The organism is Nostoc sp. C110 (assembly GCF_043099725.1).
Taxonomy (GTDB): Bacteria; Cyanobacteriota; Cyanobacteriia; order Cyanobacteriales; family Nostocaceae; genus Nostoc; species Nostoc muscorum_A.
In genome coordinates, this window is record NZ_CP171148.1 from 3,618,013 (window position 1) to 3,636,064 (window position 18,052).

Annotated in this window: 18 protein-coding genes; 11 read left to right on the forward strand and 7 right to left on the reverse strand. The window is 40.0% G+C overall.

Annotated elements, in window-relative coordinates; genetic code table 11:
• Positions 1–27: 27 nt before the first annotated feature.
• Entirely contained in the window at positions 28–1,509 is a 1,482-nt protein-coding gene (locus ACFFRD_RS21015) for a leucyl aminopeptidase (RefSeq protein WP_392477175.1), read from the reverse strand.
• Between the two features lie 175 nt (positions 1,510–1,684).
• Here ACFFRD_RS21015 and ACFFRD_RS21020 point away from each other — a divergent pair, with 175 nt between their 5' ends.
• Both ACFFRD_RS21020 and ACFFRD_RS21025 read left to right on the forward strand, forming a co-directional pair.
• The gene (locus ACFFRD_RS21020; protein WP_392477177.1) at positions 1,685–2,044 is read left to right on the forward strand and encodes a type II toxin-antitoxin system RelE/ParE family toxin; all 360 of its coding nucleotides are present in this window, start codon (positions 1,685–1,687) and stop codon (positions 2,042–2,044) included.
• A gap of 5 nt (positions 2,045–2,049) precedes the next feature.
• The gene (locus ACFFRD_RS21025; RefSeq protein WP_185580931.1) at positions 2,050–2,235 is read left to right on the forward strand and encodes a hypothetical protein; all 186 of its coding nucleotides are present in this window, start codon (positions 2,050–2,052) and stop codon (positions 2,233–2,235) included.
• A 520-nt stretch (positions 2,236–2,755) separates the two neighbouring features.
• On the opposite strand, the gene ACFFRD_RS21030 is transcribed toward ACFFRD_RS21025, so the two are convergent.
• Complete coding sequence (locus ACFFRD_RS21030) at positions 2,756–3,922, reverse strand: hypothetical protein (protein ID WP_392477178.1); 1,167 nt, start codon at positions 3,920–3,922, stop codon at positions 2,756–2,758.
• An 86-nt stretch (positions 3,923–4,008) separates the two neighbouring features.
• Here ACFFRD_RS21030 and ACFFRD_RS21035 point away from each other — a divergent pair, with 86 nt between their 5' ends.
• Both ACFFRD_RS21035 and ACFFRD_RS21040 read left to right on the forward strand, forming a co-directional pair.
• Positions 4,009–4,140 carry an integrase gene (locus ACFFRD_RS21035; protein WP_392477179.1) on the forward strand — a complete coding sequence of 44 codons (132 nt, stop codon included), beginning with the start codon at positions 4,009–4,011 and terminating at the stop codon, positions 4,138–4,140.
• A 71-nt stretch (positions 4,141–4,211) separates the two neighbouring features.
• Complete coding sequence (locus ACFFRD_RS21040) at positions 4,212–5,654, forward strand: hypothetical protein (RefSeq protein WP_392477180.1); 1,443 nt, start codon at positions 4,212–4,214, stop codon at positions 5,652–5,654.
• A gap of 355 nt (positions 5,655–6,009) precedes the next feature.
• Here the strand turns inward: ACFFRD_RS21040 and ACFFRD_RS21045 are convergent, their stop codons facing one another.
• Together ACFFRD_RS21045 and ACFFRD_RS21050 are read right to left on the reverse strand one after the other, a co-directional pair.
• On the reverse strand, positions 6,010–6,837 hold the full coding sequence (locus ACFFRD_RS21045; RefSeq protein ID WP_392477182.1) for an alpha/beta fold hydrolase: 828 nt from the start codon (positions 6,835–6,837) through the stop codon (positions 6,010–6,012).
• A gap of 89 nt (positions 6,838–6,926) precedes the next feature.
• Complete coding sequence (locus ACFFRD_RS21050; RefSeq protein ID WP_392477184.1) at positions 6,927–7,652, reverse strand: lysophospholipid acyltransferase family protein; 726 nt, start codon at positions 7,650–7,652, stop codon at positions 6,927–6,929.
• Between the two features lie 379 nt (positions 7,653–8,031).
• Between ACFFRD_RS21050 and metG the strand changes: the two genes are divergently transcribed.
• From metG to menH, 5 genes are all read left to right on the forward strand, one after another.
• Positions 8,032–9,636 (forward strand): methionine--tRNA ligase, encoded by a 1,605-nt coding sequence (metG, locus tag ACFFRD_RS21055; protein WP_392477185.1) that lies wholly within the window; start codon positions 8,032–8,034, stop codon positions 9,634–9,636.
• 170 nt (positions 9,637–9,806) lie between these two features.
• Positions 9,807–10,436, forward strand: a complete 630-nt coding sequence (locus tag ACFFRD_RS21060; RefSeq protein ID WP_041565095.1) for an NYN domain-containing protein — start codon at positions 9,807–9,809, stop codon at positions 10,434–10,436.
• Positions 10,436–11,647, forward strand: a complete 1,212-nt coding sequence (gene lptC, locus ACFFRD_RS21065; RefSeq protein ID WP_392477187.1) for an LPS export ABC transporter periplasmic protein LptC — start codon at positions 10,436–10,438, stop codon at positions 11,645–11,647. Before ACFFRD_RS21060 ends, lptC begins: the two co-directional genes overlap by 1 nt.
• Positions 11,648–11,774: 127 nt before the next feature.
• Positions 11,775–12,176, forward strand: coding sequence for a metal-sensitive transcriptional regulator (locus ACFFRD_RS21070; RefSeq protein WP_114080231.1), 402 nt, complete (start codon positions 11,775–11,777; stop codon positions 12,174–12,176).
• 238 nt (positions 12,177–12,414) lie between these two features.
• Positions 12,415–13,233: a 2-succinyl-6-hydroxy-2,4-cyclohexadiene-1-carboxylate synthase gene (gene menH / locus ACFFRD_RS21075; RefSeq protein ID WP_392477189.1), complete on the forward strand. Its 819-nt coding sequence runs from the start codon at positions 12,415–12,417 to the stop codon at positions 13,231–13,233.
• A 14-nt stretch (positions 13,234–13,247) separates the two neighbouring features.
• Here menH and ACFFRD_RS21080 read toward each other — a convergent pair whose 3' ends face one another.
• Positions 13,248–13,898, reverse strand: coding sequence for a glycoside hydrolase (locus ACFFRD_RS21080; RefSeq protein WP_392477190.1), 651 nt, complete (start codon positions 13,896–13,898; stop codon positions 13,248–13,250).
• Positions 13,899–14,133: 235 nt separating this feature from the next.
• Positions 14,134–14,793, reverse strand: a complete 660-nt coding sequence (locus tag ACFFRD_RS21085) for an NAD(P)H-binding protein (RefSeq protein ID WP_392477191.1) — start codon at positions 14,791–14,793, stop codon at positions 14,134–14,136.
• 178 nt (positions 14,794–14,971) lie between these two features.
• On the opposite strand from ACFFRD_RS21085, the gene ACFFRD_RS21090 reads away from it, so the two are divergent.
• The gene (locus ACFFRD_RS21090) at positions 14,972–15,643 is read left to right on the forward strand and encodes a DUF1997 domain-containing protein (RefSeq protein ID WP_392477193.1); all 672 of its coding nucleotides are present in this window, start codon (positions 14,972–14,974) and stop codon (positions 15,641–15,643) included.
• Positions 15,644–15,748: 105 nt separating this feature from the next.
• On the opposite strand, the gene ACFFRD_RS21095 is transcribed toward ACFFRD_RS21090, so the two are convergent.
• Positions 15,749–16,219, reverse strand: a complete 471-nt coding sequence (locus tag ACFFRD_RS21095; RefSeq protein ID WP_179071211.1) for a DUF4079 domain-containing protein — start codon at positions 16,217–16,219, stop codon at positions 15,749–15,751.
• Positions 16,220–16,490: 271 nt separating this feature from the next.
• Here ACFFRD_RS21095 and ACFFRD_RS21100 point away from each other — a divergent pair, with 271 nt between their 5' ends.
• A complete protein-coding gene (locus ACFFRD_RS21100; protein WP_392477195.1) occupies positions 16,491–17,774 on the forward strand; it encodes an ankyrin repeat domain-containing protein in 1,284 nt (427 codons plus the stop codon).
• The last annotated feature ends 278 nt before the right edge of the window (positions 17,775–18,052 follow it).

The following is an 18,052-nucleotide window of genomic DNA, read 5'->3' on the forward strand; positions in this document are numbered from 1 at the left end:
GTCCCCTGCCCCCCTGCCTCCTATTTCCTACTCTTCAATCCCCAACACCCAGTTAACTAGCGTCCGAACGCCGTAGCCGGTTGCTCCTGCGCCGTTGTAGCCATTTTCTTTATCTGCCCACACTGGGCCAGCAATATCTATGTGCGCCCAAGGGGTTTCTTTGACAAATTGCTTGAGGAAAAGAGCAGCAGTAATGGCACCACCTGGACGCGGCCCTGTATTTTTCATGTCCGCAATCCCAGACTTTAGCCCTTCAAAATATTTTTCTTCCATTGGCATCCGCCAAATCTTTTCCCCTGAAGTTTGGGCAGCTTTTTCGATCTGGGAAGCTACGTCATCATCGGGAGTGTACAAACCAGCAATATCATCACCCAAGGCAATGACGTTAGCACCGGTTAGGGTGGCTAAATCCACGATCGCATCTAATCCCAATTTGTCAGCAAACACCAAGGCATCTGCAAGGGTTAAACGTCCTTCTGCGTCGGTGTTGTTCACTTCGATTGTTTTGCCGTTTGACGCTGTGAGAATGTCTCCAGGGTGCATGGCGCGACCGCTAATCATGTTTTCGGCTACCGCCGAGATAAAGTGAACTTCAACATCTGGCTTAATTTGAGCAATTGCTTTTGCCGCCCCCAAGGTAGCAGCTGCACCACCCATATCCATTTTCATGGTTTCGATGCCGCTACCAGCACCTTTAATATTCAGTCCGCCGGAATCAAAGGTTACACCTTTGCCAATAATTGCTAGTTTCTTTTTCGGTGTACCTTCTGGTTTGTAAGTCAGGTGAATAAATTTAGGTGGCAACTCGGAACCTTGCGATACTCCCAAAAAAGCACCCATACCCAACTTTTCACAGTCTTCTTTTTCGAGAATTTCTACTTGTAAACCGTGGTCTTTAGCGATCGCTTGAGCAGTTTCGGCTAAAGTAATTGGTGTTACCGCATTGGCTGGTGCTGCCACTAACTCCCGTGCCAAATTTACCCCGGAAACGATTTGATTGGCGAGGTTTATGGCTGCTTCTTGTCCACCAAAACCTAGTAAATCGATGCTTTCTATTTGCGATCCTTTATCTTCTGGTTCTGATTTAAAACGAATATCTTGATAAAGTGCTAATTCAACACCTTCTGCGATCGCTTGGGCGCTTGCGGCTGGATCGTTATTCCATAATGGGAAACTAAATCCCAAAATTTTGCTTTTTTGCTTTTTTGCGACTCTGGCTACCGCAGCAGCAGCGCGTCTCAAAGTGTCGAGTTTTAGTGTATCTGGTTTACCCAATCCTACCAGAATCAATTTACGTACTGGGCTACCAGGATTCACACGAGTGAAAATTGTACTGTTGGCTTTACCTTTAAATTCTTCTTCCGCAATTAGTTCTTTTAAGACCCCGGAAAACTTTTGATCTAAAGTTGCTAGTTCTCCGGTTAACTCTACTGCATCTTCAAATAATCCTATTGCCAAACTATCGCCTGCCCACTCTAGCAAAGGCTTATCACTAGGTTGAATTGTCATTTTGGGATTTTATGTAAATATTCCTTCCTGTACCAGTATTGCTCAAAATTCTTGTTTCAGGATGAGGGGAGCGGGGAATATGAGGGAGATGGGGCCAGTAGCTATAATGTTAGCGCTGAGAGTGTCAATCGATAATACGCTTGAAAATGTATGAAGTTTTAACCATAATAAATTAGTGGAATGGCAAGTTGAGTTTCATGATGATTTCGAGTCTGAGTTCGATGCTCTACCTCAAGAAGTAAAAAATGAGTTGCTTGCTACGGCTCAGGTATTAGAAATGTTTGGCCCACAAGCAAAACGTCCTCATGTTGATGCGCTCAAAGGGTCGAAGTACGGAAACATGAAAGAGTTACGATTCTCAGCTTTTGGTGGTGTTTGGCGTGTAGCGTTTGCTTTTGACCCATTGAGGCAAGCCATTTTATTGGTAGCAGGTGACAAATCCGGCGTTAGCCAAAAACTTTTTTATAAACACTTAATTCAAAAGGCTGATGCACGGTACAAGAGCCATCTTACAAAACTAAAAGAAGAAGGGTAAAAAGAATGGGCAAAAGCCTAAGAGAAAAAATTAAAGAACAGCCAATAGAAAACCAAATAAAAATTGAAAGCCGCGCTCAGGAATTAATATCTCAGGAATTAACTAGGCAAAAACTTAGATTAGATAAAAGGAAAAGGTTTAAAAAAAGAGAGGTAGTTATATTTGGAAAAAAATTAATGATAGAACATTAATTTAGTAAAACACTAGACAAGCCTGCCAAGCCGTTGGAGTTTGGCAGGCTTTAAAGTTATAAAAAATGGCTAGTTTTGTGTCTGATACTGGTGAACTCCGCTCATAACTCTACTTTTTTACCTCCTCTGCCTAATGCCTTAGAGGATGTTTGAAAAGTTTTCTTCTCGGTAACAAAACATTCTAGATCCCCCTAAATCCCCCTTAAAAAGGGGGACTTTGATTCCGGTTCCCCCCTTTTTAAGGCAGGGCTGTTTCATTCGATCTCTTAAAGATTTTGTCAAGAGTATAAGTCAGAAATTTGCTTGATTAGGAAAAAGAAAAGCTACCACCTCAACGAGTAAATTTAAGTGCGATCGCGATTTTATTGCCCAATTAGATTTTTTAGTCACCTGACTTTTTTGCTTGAAACGCTTGTAAATCAGCGCCTGTTGGGGAATGAAACAGCCCTGCTTTTTAAGGGTGGCTAGGGGGGATCAGTTAGTGCCCAAAATCACAGTCAACCACTTTTCAAACAACCTCTTATGCCCCAATTCCATCTTTGTCAATATCAAATTTTCTGGCGATCGCTGCTATTACTTCTTGCTCAAGAGGTGTAGTCTTATTGTCAAGCTGGGCAATTTTTTCACACTGAACGAGCAAGGGTATAGCAAAATCACGATTCAGCTGATTGAGCAGTATATCTAAAGACTTAGGTGATTTGATATTTTGGGCAATGGCATCCAACGAGGTAGGACTGAGTTTTACAGCTTGTAATTCTGGCAAAATTTCTTCCAAAGTCTTATCTGGATGGCTAGCCAGAATCATGTGAACTAAGATTTGATCCATGACGGCTTCTTGAGCGATCGCACTTTCGAGATATTTTTCACTTTCTGCTTTTAATGTTGCTAGAGTCTGTGGCGATGCTAGGGAAGTTGATTCATCTAGCTTGGCTTCGTAAAATCGACAAGCAGCATAACCCAATGAATAGATCATTGTTGCATTTGAACTAGCTGCGATCGCAGCACCCGCTAAGGGTACATTTCGCAGTAATCCTAATCCCGCAGCTTTCAAAAGACGACCTCCACCCAAAGCGAGACCAAAAATTGCCAAGACTTCTCCTTTACGGGCAGGATCTTTTAAATCTAGCCCGTAGTCGAATGCAATTTGATAAAGCATTTCTGACTGCAATTTTGTTGTCGCTGTTAAATCAATTGCCAACAATGCAATTGCTACTCCTGGCAAAATACTAGTGGCTAGTCCAACAGTGCCTGCTTGAGTCGCTTTTTCCACCATGATTCGGTGAGCAATCTCACTAGGTGATTCATTTGGATACTTTTGTTTGAGCTTGTTTACCGCAGCTTCTGCTTTTTCCAAATCAACAGCATCAGTAGTACCAATTAGCCAATTTAGATTTAATACTCCAGATAGTTTTCTAATCAACCAATTTTCGCTGAGGCGATTCACAACCTGACCACTCGTTTGAGTTGTTTGCTCAATTAACTTGTGTGTTTGTTTCGCTGTCGCTTCTCCTACCTCTAATGCTGTGTCTAAAACTGCTTGGCCAGTCTCAGCAACAGTTTTAATCAAAGACTCTAATACAGAAGGTTCATTTTCTATTGATGATTGAGCTTGAATTTTTACTTCTGAAGTTTCTCTGGGTGAATTAATTAATTTATTCACTTCTATTGCTTGGGGTTTATCTGCCATTGCTTGACACCATCTTGTAAAGCCTCTCTATTTTTGTTTTAGCGAAGTTTGAGGGGCTTTGACATCTCTCGATAAGTACAACTTCGATGAACGATGCCGGGATACCGTTGCCCTACATTCAGGAGATATCGGGACATCAGACTTTGGCAGCTTTGGAGCGATATCTGGGTGTCACCGAGAAGCAAAAGCAAAACGCGATCTCTGCTTTGGACTTTTGAACAATCTTATCAATAAAAAAATATTATTGTAAAATGAATAAACATACTTATCTATTAAGAATATTTAAATTATGATTTCTGATGTTCTTTTCGACGCAAAAAATGACATAGAGTATTATTTGACTGAGCTTACTTTTTCAGATGTTTACTCAGATGCAAAGTTAAGGGAGCAACTTCATGAATTAATGATAAGTATGGAAAAAATAAGAGTTCACCTAGATACTGAACCCAATATTGAACAGAATTTTGAATCATTGAAAATAAAAATTGAAGAAAGATGCAGAATTGCAAATATTGAATATAGAAAAATTATATTTGATAATGACAATAGTGAAGGTTTAGAAATATTCTTACAGGAAGGACGTAGTAAAAGAAGTGTAATAATTAGCATTAGTAATGCAAGAAAAGCAGGAATACTTTTAGAACATAAATTTGAAAATTATAAATTTCTGTCTGGTTATAATGGAATATGTTCCTATGAAGAGAAATATATTGAAGTTTTGATTAATTCACTGGACAAATCTTCAATTCAAAAAATTTATGACCGTCTTTTTAATTTAGATAATTCAAGAAATTATCTAAATAACATTTCGTATGAAAATGATACTAAATTAGAGTTAACATATAACTCATCTGAGGGCTTAAATATTACTATATTGATTAGCCCTATTTCTGATATAGCAAAAACTTTACTGGGTAATATACAGGATGACAGTATTTCTTTAAAGATTAGTGGTTTGAATATAACACAACAAGATAAAACTGTTAGCTATCTTGAAAAATACGCAAATTCTATATTTTTTCAGATTGATCTGGTTTTAGGGTTGCCTTTAACTGTTCAACGTATTCAAACTCAAGAAGAAAATATTTTACAACACAATGCTCAAACTCCTTTAAATATTAAGTACCCAGTATGCCAGTATGATAAGGAAGCTCTGTCCCTTTATTGGTATGCCCGAAGTGCTAATGAAATGCCTTTGTTACAGTACCTAGCCTACTATCAGGTAATAGAGTTTTATTTCTCCATTTATTCACAAATAAAAGCTACACGCACAATTCAAAATTTAATGAAAACGCCTGGATTTAACATTCATAACGACAACGATGTAATAAAAGTGCTAAATATAGCGAAATCCAGTTCGGCTAGAGGTTTTATAACTGAAATTTCCCAATTAGAAGCAACGCTCAAGGAATGTATTCAAATCTCATTACTTAAAGAATTTTTGGAAAAAAATGAAAGGCTAAAATCTTTTTTAACAAAAAAGGATAAAATGCTAGATTTAGAGCCATTGGCTTTAAATGAAAATGATGAAATATTAATAAACAGCATAGCCAAACGAATCTATGATGTTAGATGTAGAATAGTCCACACTAAAAATGAGAATGATTTTGACAATGCAAAATCGATATATCCTTTTACTAAAGAAGCTAATTTACTAAACTGCGAAATTGAACTAATCCATTACCTTGCAAAGCGAGTTTTAATAGCTAGTAGTAGTGAATTTCAGTTGTAAGAGTGAAAAGGGTATGGGGTGAAATGAGCAGTGATACCAAAAGTTACGCTGTGCGATTGCTCATTTATCCCCATCGCCCTTTGATGTCAGCAATTAAGCCTATCACAACATTTCTTTTAAAGAAGGTAATCTATTAATATAAAATCGTAATTTCTTCAATTGGTTCGATAGCTTCTTTGAGACGTTCATAAGATGATAGAAGAGAAAGCTGAGGGCACTCTTGAAGCAGGGGAGGAAGAATCTAACGATCATCTTCGCTTACAAAATTGAATAATTTAATTTCTGAAAGTCCCTAACAAGCGTGCTTTTGAGAGCAAGCCTACCCATTTTGGCAAAACAGCGATCGCCCCTCACCCTATCCTCTCACCTCTAGTCCCGTACCTTTATCAGCTTTACTTTCTAAAAAGTCGTTATCTTTAAGAATTTCATAGAGATTAGTATCTTGCTCTAGCAAGCAAGCGTGTCCGCACTCGGGCAGCACCACAATCTTGTTATTTGGTAAGATATTCCCTATCCGCTTAACTTCTGTTACAGAAGGCAAAAGGCGATCGCTACCACCAGCAATCAACAAAACTGGTTGAGTTAAGCGACTTAACTTTTCCTCATCAACTTCAAACTCTCGCAATAAAGACAATCGCCACAGAACGGTTTCTGCTGGTACAGAACGCATGGTTTTCAGCAGTTCATGGCGATCGCTCCGAGAAATACGGGGTAAAGATGCCAGAAACGGCAACAATCCCAGTGCGCCAACATCATACAATTCTGATGGCACTAGGTAAGTAAGTTGAGATGCCCAACTCAACCAAGGGCGAAGACGAAAGGACGAAGCTGGGTTAATTAAGATAGTTCGCTTAAATAAATGCGGTGCTTGGATCGCTACTTTCATTGCCAAGCAACCACCAAAGGACTCACCACACAAGTAAACTGGTCTGTGAGAGCTTTTTTGTAATTCAGCGTCGATCAAGTCCAATACACTTTTTGTTAGCACATCCCAAGTGTTAAGGTCTTTCCGGGGGAGTGCCAAAGAACGGACATCAAAGCCAGTTTCTAATCCAGCAGTCTGCGATCGCAATAATTGACCTGTTCCATCCATTCCCGGTAAATATACCAATAGCGGATACTCTGGCTGTACTCGTTTAGGAGTCAGGAAACAAGGCTTTAACTCAACTTCAGAGATAGTCATTGGTCATTGGTCAATGGTCATTAGTCAATGGTATAAAACTTTTGAACTGTTAATTGTTCCGACAATCCAAAATCCAAAATCGAATAGCTCTAATAGCAACCTTGACGCAGTAAATGGCTAATTTCACCATGACAGTGTTCTGTCAGTTCAGCCACAACAGTTCTGGCTTGTTTCCCGTGATATTTTTTTTGATGTTGGGGTGTTATCCAATAAGGGCGACCGATTAACACCGCAACCCGACGATAAATTACCAAAGGATGCCAACCAGCTTGATTAAATAAAGGTTCTGAAGGGTCAAATACACTCAAAAGCCTTAAGGGAAAACCATTCGTGTTTACCTCTTCTAAGGAAGCGATCGCGATCGGCAAAATTGCTAAATCCTGCACATCAGCTCGCAATGCTAAATGGGCAAATCCCCGTTGAAACTCACCCACCTGGTTTGGCTGAGTAAATTTCACCATTGGTGCAGTCCCTTCTGGAAATACTCCCACCATCTGCTTAGACTGCAATAGCAACTGCGACTGCGAAAAAAAGCTTTGTTGGCGGTTTTGAGTTTCCTCCAAAGGAAAACACCCCAATTGATCGGTGACAATCTCCCGCATTACTGGCACTTGTCCCATATAGTGATGGCAAGCAAAGCGAATCGGACTTGATAACGCCGTCATTAATATCAGTGCATCCATGAAGCTGCGGTGATTGCTGACTACCAAAACGCTAGCATCCTGGGGAATGCGATCCTCATAATAGCGAAACATTTGTGTTGAGAGTGCCGCCACCAAAGCGCGAGAAATCTCTAGGGGGCTATTTCGACTCATACCTAATCAATATATTTTTCCGGTAAATATGGCGGTTTATCTTAACTTAATTTTTACATTTCTTTACTACTGCCATGACCGTCTTAAGATAGAAATATCTGATCTACAAAACCAGCTAAGTTTTCTGCATTCTGCATTATGTATTCTCGATCACAATAATTTCTAATAGAAAGTATTCAAAAAAATTATGATTAGTTACTTTTCCTCATATAGGCAAAAATGATTTGAATAGATACATATTACAAAACAATTTTTGACCTGATAAATTTGCTACTATTAAGGTGTTATTGGAAAAAATGGAAATATTATTGTATAATTGCGTGGTTTTTCCCACAAAAGTAAGAAGCAAAAGGTTTTAATAAGTTAATTTTTATTTTGTATGAATCTAGTGAATAAAACAGAAAAAACATTTGCACTGACAACACCACTATATTATGTAAACGATGTCCCCCATATAGGCAGTGCTTATACGACGATCGCAGCAGATGTAGTAGCACGATTTCATAGATTACTAGGACATCGGGTATTACTAATTACAGGTACAGATGAACACGGGCAAAAAATTCAGCGTTCGGCGGAAAGTTTAGGCAAAGGGCCACAAGAGTTTTGCGATGAAGTTGTCCCTAGTTTCGTTAGTTTGTGGCAGTTACTAGACATTAAATACGATCGCTTTAGTCGGACAACTGCACCTCGTCATGAAGCGATCGTCAAAGAATTCTTTGAGCGAGTCTGGGAATCTGGTGATATCTACCAAGGACAACAACAAGGCTGGTATTGCGTATCTTGCGAAGAATTCAAAGAAGAACGCGATCTACTAGAAGGACATCGTTGTCCGATTCATACTAACAAAGAAGTTGAGTGGCGAGACGAGCAAAACTATTTTTTCCGCTTATCTAAATATCAAAATAAGCTGACAGAATTTTATCAATCTAAACCCGATTTTATTCAACCAGAAAGTCGGCGCAATGAAGTCCTCAGCTTTGTCAATCAAGGGCTGCAAGACTTTTCTATTTCACGGGTAAATCTAGATTGGGGTTTTCCCGTACCAGTTGATTCCAAACACACCCTTTATGTTTGGTTTGACGCGCTGTTAGGTTATGTCACGGCATTACTCGAACCAGATGCAGAACCAACTTTAGCAAATGCTTTAGAAACATGGTGGCCAATCAACCTGCACCTAATTGGTAAAGATATTTTACGCTTCCATGCAGTTTATTGGCCGGCAATGTTGTTGTCAGCTGGCTTACCCTTGCCAGAAAGAGTATTTGGGCATGGCTTTTTGACTAAAGATGGTCAAAAGATGGGTAAAAGTCTGGGTAATACCCTTGATCCTGTTTCGTTAGTTCAACGCTATGGTAGTGATGCCGTTCGTTATTACTTCCTTAAGGAAATCGAATTTGGCAAAGATGGAGATTTTAATGAAGTAAGGTTCATTAATGTTCTGAATGCAGATTTGGCAAATGATTTAGGTAATTTGCTCAATCGCACCTTGAGCATGGTGAAGAAATACTGCGTTGACAATAATGTTCCATCAATCGGCAATGAAGGAATTCCTGACGAAAATCCTTTGAAAACAATAGGTTTACGTCTAGGGGAACAGGTGAAAGAAGCATATAAGGAACTAGCCTTCAGTCAAGCCTGCGGCGCTATCCTTTCACTGGCACAAGCCAGTAATAAGTTTATTGATGAACAAGCTCCTTGGTCATTATATAAACAGGGACAGCAAGAGTCCGTGGAAAAAGTTCTCTACGCAGTTCTAGAATCAGTTAGACTGGCAGCTTATCTGCTTTCCCCAATTATTCCAAACATCAGTAGCGATATTTATCAGCAACTGGGTTTTGGAATAGACTTTAACGATCAAATACAAAGTTCAGTTACCGCCCCTTTTGCCACCCATGCGACATGGGGGATACTATCTAGTAAACAACAGTTGGGTACATTCCAACCAGTTTTTAAGCGAATAGAACCCCCGAAAAACGATTAGTCCTTATCAAACTCTGATTTTGTTCAATTTCTTATTTTCTCAAAAAATTTATCGGGGCTTAATTTATTTATATTAACCCCGGAACATTATCATAAGCCGCTGTGACTAGCATCTAAAAGTTCGTAATTTGTATCAAAAATAACAGGGATAAAAATCGAGGTATCACAATGATGTTGAATAATTTTGAAACCGATTCAATATTTACGCCAGAACAAGTTTTGGAGAATCGGGGTAGGGTCGCCATATTTATTGACGGCTCAAATCTATTTTACGCTGCACTACAACTAGGGATTGAGATCGATTACACGAAGCTATTGTGTCGATTGACTGGAGGTTCTAGACTTCTGCGGTCTTTTTTCTACACTGGTGTAGACCGGACGAACGAGAAGCAACAGGGGTTCCTGCTGTGGATGCGTCGCAATGGCTATCGAGTCATTGCTAAAGATTTAGTCCAGCTACCAGATGGCTCTAAAAAAGCTAACCTGGATGTAGAAATAGCAGTAGACATGATGGCACTAGTCGATTCTTATGATACCGCAGTTTTAGTCAGCGGTGATGGGGATTTGGCTTATGCGGTCAATTCAGTTAGCTATCGCGGCGTGCGGGTAGAAGTGGTAAGTTTGCGTTCGATGACCAGTGACAGCTTAATTAATGTAAGCGATCGCTACATCGATTTAGAAGCTATCAAAGAAGACATTCAAAAAACCCCTCGCCAAAGCTATCCATACCGGCCGTTATCTGGTATCGGCTTTTTGGAAGACCCAAGAACTAGTGATGGACACCTAGAAATCCAAGAATAATGGCGTATCAATTTCATAAAAGAGGGAGACAGGGGGAGAGAAAAATTCAAAATTACTCCCCCACTCCCTCCTTCCTTTTTTTACCTTTGATTTTTTTCTTGATATTTGGTTTAGTAAGTTGTGGGGGTAAATCCCCTATAGCTTCTCAAGAAAATCCTGCGGCTTCATCTAAGCAAGATAGCGATTTAACCTTCTTTGATGTCACCCTAGAACAGGCAGATGAAGTGGGAAGACCAATTTGGAAAGTCAGAGCTAAACAAGCAAAATACACCAAAGATAAACAAATTGGTCAAGCTGAAAGTCCTTACGGTGAACTATATCAAGATGGTAAAGTAGTTTACCAAATCAAGGCAGATGTTGCAGATATTGAACAAGATGGGAAGCAGTTGTTTCTTAAAGGTAAGATATTTGCCACAGACCCTAGTAATGGAATCGTATTGCAAGGCAATGAGTTAGAATGGCGGCCCAAAGAAGATTTGTTGATTGTCCGCAACCAGATTAACGGCACTCACAAAAAACTACAAGCTGTAGCACAAGAAGCGCGAGTTAAAACCCGCGAACAGCGCATGGAATTTTCTGGACGAGTAGTAGCAAATTCTGCTGATCCCCAATTACAAGTAAGAACCGAGCATTTAATCTGGAATATTAAAGAAGAAAAACTAATTGGCGATCGCCCCATACAAATTGATCGCTACAAAGATAATAAGATTAGCGATCGCGGTAAGGGAAATTCTGCCGAAGTCAACTTAAAAACAAAAATTGCCACTATTCAACAAAATGCTCAATTAGATTTACTAGACCCACCGGTGCAAATAGCTAGTAACTCTATGACATGGAACATGAACGCAGAAACTGTTACTACAAATTCCCCTGTACGAATGTTCCAACGGGCTGAAAATCTTACCGTAACCGCCAATCAAGGTGAAATGAAAATACCGCAAAAAACGGTTTATTTAACAGGTAAAGTCAACGCCATTGGTCAGCGTCGACAGTCTTTGAGGTCTAATACCTTAACTTGGTATTTAGACAATAAATTAGTTGAAGCTCAGGGAAATGTAGTTTATCGGCAAGTTGACCCACCGTTAAATTTTATGGGTGAAACGGCCGTTGGTAATCTGCAAACAGAAAATATTGTTGTCAAAGGTGGCAGTTCTACCGGTAGGGTAGTAACAGAAATTATTCCCCAACAAAGAGCCAATCGTCAGCAGTAGAGTTAGTGGAAATGGGGAGTGGGGAGTAGGGAGTAGGGGGGACTTGTCCCCAAGTCCTCTTACCCATTCCCCACTCCCTGTAACGCTCTAGGCTAGGATCTTAGTATTACAAGTCCTTTGATAACCCATGAATGGATCAAATCAATTAGGCAAGAAATCCTTGCCAATATCCCAGCAAGCAGAACATTCCCAGCATCATGATACAGACCACGAGCATACAGATCATACTCATGGGACTGAAGAGCCTGCTCATCCTCATGTCCATAGCGAAGAGTCTTTACGGCGAATTGCCAATCGATTATCGCGTATAGAAGGCCATGTTCGTGGTATTAAAACAATGGTGCAGCAAAATAGCCCTTGTCCTGATGTTCTACTGCAAATTGCCGCAGTGCGTGGCGCATTAGATAAGGTAGCGCGAATTGTTTTGGATGAACATTTAACTGAATGTATTGCGAGAGCCGCACAAGAGGGTAATATTGAAGTTGAAATTAAACAGTTAAAAGCTGCTTTAGATCGATTTTTACCTTAAAAATTACAAAAATCAGAAATTAACTAGCACTACAAGACATTTGGTAGAGATGTAATATTTGGTGTATTGACTCAGACAAAGAGTTTTTATGCCAAAATTAGCACAAGTATTTCACAATCATAGTTGATAGTCTGGGTAGTTCCAAAGCAGTCATAAGGGGGTAACTTATACCCTTGAAATTATATTAGAGTACGGTAGGGAAGTTTTTGCATTTGGATTTTATAGATATCTTCCAAGAATGATTTTAAATAAATATAAATTTAACTATTGTATAAATATAAATACTAACAAACCTATAATTCTTTTGTTACATGGCTTCATGGGAAACATTAATGAATTTGATGAAACTATAAAATTTCTAGCAGAATATTTTTCTTATCTTATCCTTGATTTACCAGGACATGGGAAAACCGAAGTTGTCGGAGGTGATGAATACTATGGGATGGAAACCACCGCTCAAGCAATAATCAATTTATTAGATGAATTAAAAATAGATAAATGCCACTTAATTGGTTATTCTATGGGTGGAAGATTAGGTTTATACCTAACTCTAAATTTCCCAGAACGTTTTATTAAAGTCGTATTAGAATCAGCTTCTCCAGGTTTAGCAACAAAAGCAGAACGATTAGAACGAGTTAGGCGTGATGCTCAAATAGCTAGAAAATTAAGCAGAAGCATTATTAAAACTGATTTTGCTGATTTTTTGTCCAATTGGTACAATCAACCAATTTTTGGTTATATAAAAAATCATCCACAATACGATCGCATGATAGAAAGTCGCTTGCAAAACAATCCGCAGGAATTAGATAAATCATTGCGCTTCATGGGGAATGGATGTCAACCTTCTTTGTGGGAGAAGCTACAAGAGAATAAAATTCATATACTCTTACTAGCTGGTGAATATGATGAAAAATTTATATTTATTAATACAGAAATGGCTAAAATATGTGAATTTGCACAGCTAAAAATAATTAAAAATGCTGGACATAATATTCACTTTGAAAATACCTTAGCATTTGTGGAAAATATCAAATATTTCCTATCTACAGCAAGTTAGAAATTAAGATAACCTCACGGCTTCTTTAGTGGCTTCCTAGAAGGAGTTGGCGATGGTGTCAAATTCTGGACACTTGGTTGATTAGCTGTGGTTAATTCCTCTTGCAACATTTTCTGATAAACTTTAGGCAAAGAGCTACTAACAGAATTAGTTTCTATACCATATCCTAGACTCGTCCAAGTCGGAGAGAGCCGCCGCAAAACATCAATTAACTTTCCCTGACGCAGCAATTGAGAAAGATCAGTTCCCCAAACTTTAGAATCAGTTAACCAACGGTAAACGACTATATCTTGATATTCTGCTTCAAAACTATAAGCAGTCCAAAACATCATCTGCATCGGCTTTGGGTGATAACGTGGGGCCAAACGATACCAAGTAATGTTGATAATTTGATATCTGCCGGCAGCAGTAGAACAATTACCTGTATTTGGGCCTGTGACAATTGTGACACATATCTCAGGATGTCTGCTAAGGTCATTAACTTGTTGTCCACCATACAACAGAGAATAGGGACGGTTTCCACTCGCTTCACTCGCCGAAATTGTTCGCATTAAAGCGCGGATATAGGGATCGCCCTGTTTCATCACCAAGGGCGGCTGTTTATCTGCAAAGATGGGATCGGAAGGCGATCGCAAGTCTCCAATATACCATTGCAACAAATACACAAAGCCAAGAAGCGCAGCTATTGGCCCAATAAGTTTTTCAACACCTTTGAATTCAAAGCCTTTCAGAGTCTAACTCCTTCAAATTTGCTCTCTTTATTAACAACAATGATTGACGAGTTCATTCTGACTAAGTTCACTTCCATCCAATACAGTATTTTTGTAAGGGCACAGTAGTACTGTGCCCAAAATGCTTGTTGTATCAAAGCAAGATTTCTACAGCAGTTAAACTGCTTAATTACGCAACGTTAGCAAATAATTCTCCAAAACTTTTTGAGGCTGCTTCAGGTTTGGCAACAATTTCGACAATTTTATTGCGTGCATCTGCTTCAAACAGCGCCTCAACAGCAACTTGGGCGACTTTCTGCCTGGGGATGCTACCGTCAAAGAGTGTATCAGCACTCTGCATCACGATCGCATCTGAGTTATCTTCATTCTTCAATCCACCAGGTCGCACAATCGTATAAGTCAGACCACTTTTCTGGATATACTCTTCAGCTTGCTTTTTCCACACCAAAATCAGCCAAAACAAATTCAGTGGATGGAATAACTGCGAAGTACACAAAGAAGAAACCAAGACAAGATGCTCAATCCCCTTTGCTTTGGCAGCTTCTACTAAATTTTTAGTCCCTTCAAAATCTACTTTATAAGGCCCTGTGGGGTCAAAACTAGGTTTTGCACCAGTCGCGACGAACAAAACTGTACTATCTCCCAACGCAGCATTCAAACTTTCTGGTTGTAACACATCGCCTACAACTAACTCAGCTTCAGGAGACAGAATACCTCTAGCTTTCTCTATATCCCGCACCAAAGCTCGGACGGGAATATTCCGCGCTATCAACTCTTGCACAATCCGGCGACCTGTTTCACCGGTTGCCCCTGCTACAAATGCTTTCATGAGAAATGCTATCCTGGAAAACTATTGTGTGCTTGTTCAGTTCTTTATTTTAGTAATTCTATGGAGTTGATGGCAGATTAATGAGGTTTTGGTCAAAATGGGATATTGATGCGAAATGACCCAGGAATGTGGGGAATTATTAGTATAGAAGAACGCCAAAATATACAGTAATGCATTTATGCTTTCAAGACAAGGCGAATATAAATCCTGGGAAATAACAGAAGCAGTTTTACCTGTAGCGTCCAACCAAGAAGAAGCGAAGGACACATTAACAGACATAAATGTAGCGACGATTACAAAATTTTACGGTCGTTATCAAGATTTTATGGAAATGCCTGCCCCAGCAGAGAAGGTTGCTGAGTATCTTAATGCTCACGCCTTATGGTTTTCTCGTTGTGCTGAACCCATGAAAGTGCAATTACTTGGGGAAAATGGCTATGCTTTAGTAATTGGTCGTTTTGGTGCTTTCGGTTATGAAGTAGAACCGAAAATTGGTTTGGAATTGTTGCCCCCAGAGGAGGGTATTTACCGCATCCGTACAATACCCATTCCTGATTACCAAGCGCCTGGTTATGACGTAGATTATCGGGCATCTCTCCAGCTAATAGAAAACGATGCTTGCAGTAGTGGCGAAGTTACGAGAGTTGAATGGGAGTTAGATTTAATAGTTGATTTGCACTTTCCCCGGTTTATTCAGCGATTACCCAAGTCTATAATTCAATCTACTGGCGATCGCTTACTTAACCAAATCGTCCGCCAAGTTTCTCGTCGCTTAACACGCAAAGTTCAGCAAGATTTTCAGAAATCTTTGGAAATACCCTTTTCTGGGAATTCCAAACAAAAGCGCTAAGTCAACAGTCCTTTGTCATTTCTCATACACTAATGACAAAGGACAAAGCGCAAAGTCCGAGCGGAGGTTTTCTACGCTCAGAACTTTGTCAGAGAGGACAAATGACTAAGCTTTAGTAAGAATTCTTTGGACAATTTGCACGCCAGTAACAGCCTGCCAAGCAAAAAGTCCCAAAAGGGTGAAATTTATCAAAATATGGGTTGCGCGTGCCCAGTTTGCCCCTTTCTGCATATAAGGGGACAAAGCAGCAGAAAATGCAATCAGACCCGTCATACCCAGTCCTGCCAGCAGGTGAGGGCCGACAAATAACTTGCCATTATTGATGTAAGTGACACCCATCCCTCCAATTGCACCTGCTACCATCAAACCTAAGAGTATAGACCCGATTTGGTAGTGTCTGACGTTATATCTACCTTTAATCAGTTCTTTCTTTTCTTCCCCCTGAGCATTTCTGGTACGCTGTAATTGCAGCCCCAAGTAGGCAGCATAAATTGAGAGTACTAATAGCGCCCACATCAGCACCGGATGGAAGAAATTCAGCCAATATTTCACCGACGCAGAAAGTTCCAAGCTCATAGTGTTCTCGCCTAATTATTAAATCTTCATAAAAATTAGCATAACTCTATTCTCTGTGCTTCAAGTTGCACAACTTAAATCTAAGGGATGAGGAGAGAAGACAAGAGTTAAGCCTCCCTTACCTTAGAATGCTTGCCAAGACTGCATTTCTTAATTTTTAATTTTTAATTTTCAATTTTTAATTGCATAACCCTCTTGCCAAAGTGCATAAACAATCTCAGACTGAGTTTTGAGGGTAGACGAACAAAACCCCCTGTGTGGGATCTCATTCATGACTGAAAACAACGATACTTTGCTGCTAAAAGCTGCTAAAAGTGGTGATATTAAGGGGCTGTGTGCGCTACTGGCTGCTGGCGCGAGGGTAGATGCGTGCGATCGCCAAGGTACTACGGCGTTAATATTTGCTGCCAATTTAGGTTACACCGAAATTGTGCGATCGCTCCTAGATGCCGGGGCAAATATCAACTTGCCCAGAAAACTCTACGGTTTGACGGCTTTGATGTTAGCAGCTAGTGCCAAACAACTTGACATTTTGAAACTTTTAGTATCCAAAGGTGCTGATGTCAACGCCATTAATGAAGATGGCAGCACAGCTTTAATGGCCGCAGTCCTCAAAGGTCATATCGATGTAGTGCGAGTCTTATTGGCTGCTGGTGCGGAGGTGAGTATTGCCGATAAAGATGATGATACTGCGTTGAAACTTGCCATTAAGCAGGGAAACATAGAAATTTTACAAACTATTCTCCAAACAGGTGTTGATGTCAATATCCCAGATCAAGAGGGTGAGACACTTTTAACATTAGCCGCAGACTTGGGGCATCTGGAGGTTGTGGAAGCACTGCTAACGGCGGGGGCTGATGTGAATGCGAAAAACGCTGATGGTGGAACTGCATTATTGGCAGCAGTAGCAGGGGGACATAGTGCGATCGCAGCAGCTTTACTGGATCGAGGTGCTGAAATTAATCTCCAAGACCAAGATGGTGAAACTGCCCTACACCTTGCCGTTGTGGAAGGCTACATTGATGTCGTGCAAGTATTACTTAACAGGGGTGCAGATGTCCAAATTAGGAACCGTCTGGGTGATACGCCACTGCTTGTAGCAGCGTTGCAGGGACATAGCAAAATTGTCGAGGTATTGCTTCGTTCTGAGGCAGATATTAATGGGAAAAATCTTGGTGAAGTACCTTTGACGTTGGCTGCATCACAAGGACATACTCAAACAGTGAAAGTGTTATTAGACTATGGTGCTGATGCCAACACTCTGGGGGACGATGGCAAAACTGCTTTGATTAAAGCAACCGAACGCAAGCACACAGAGATCATACATTTGCTGCTGGCAAAGGGGGCAGATGTGAATTTTCAAGACTCAGCGAGGGCAACATCATTGATGTGGGCTGCCTCAGCAGGTTATGGCGAAATTGTGAAGTTATTACTCCAAGCTGGGGCAGATGTGAATTTAAAAAACCGGGGTGGTTATACTGCTTTGATGATTGCAGAATTTAATGGTTATAAAAATGTAGTGCGGAGTCTGCAAAAAGCTGGAGCGCAAGAATAGCTATTTTAATTCTGAATTTTTCACCTAAAATCTTTTTAGAAATATCTTGACAAATCATTAAATGAAGGTTATTCACTTAAAGACCAAGTAAGTTGAAAACGGCCAAGTTTAGACCTAAGAAACAAAGAAAGCAAAACTCCGTCGTAACTGTTGTGAACTTGCTACGGCGGAGAAAAGAAAAATTAAAACGCCAAGGGGGAACAGGCTAAATGCTTGCGTGACAAGGATATAAAAAAGCAAAAATGAAGAAGTAAATTTACTTTTTACCTTGTACATTT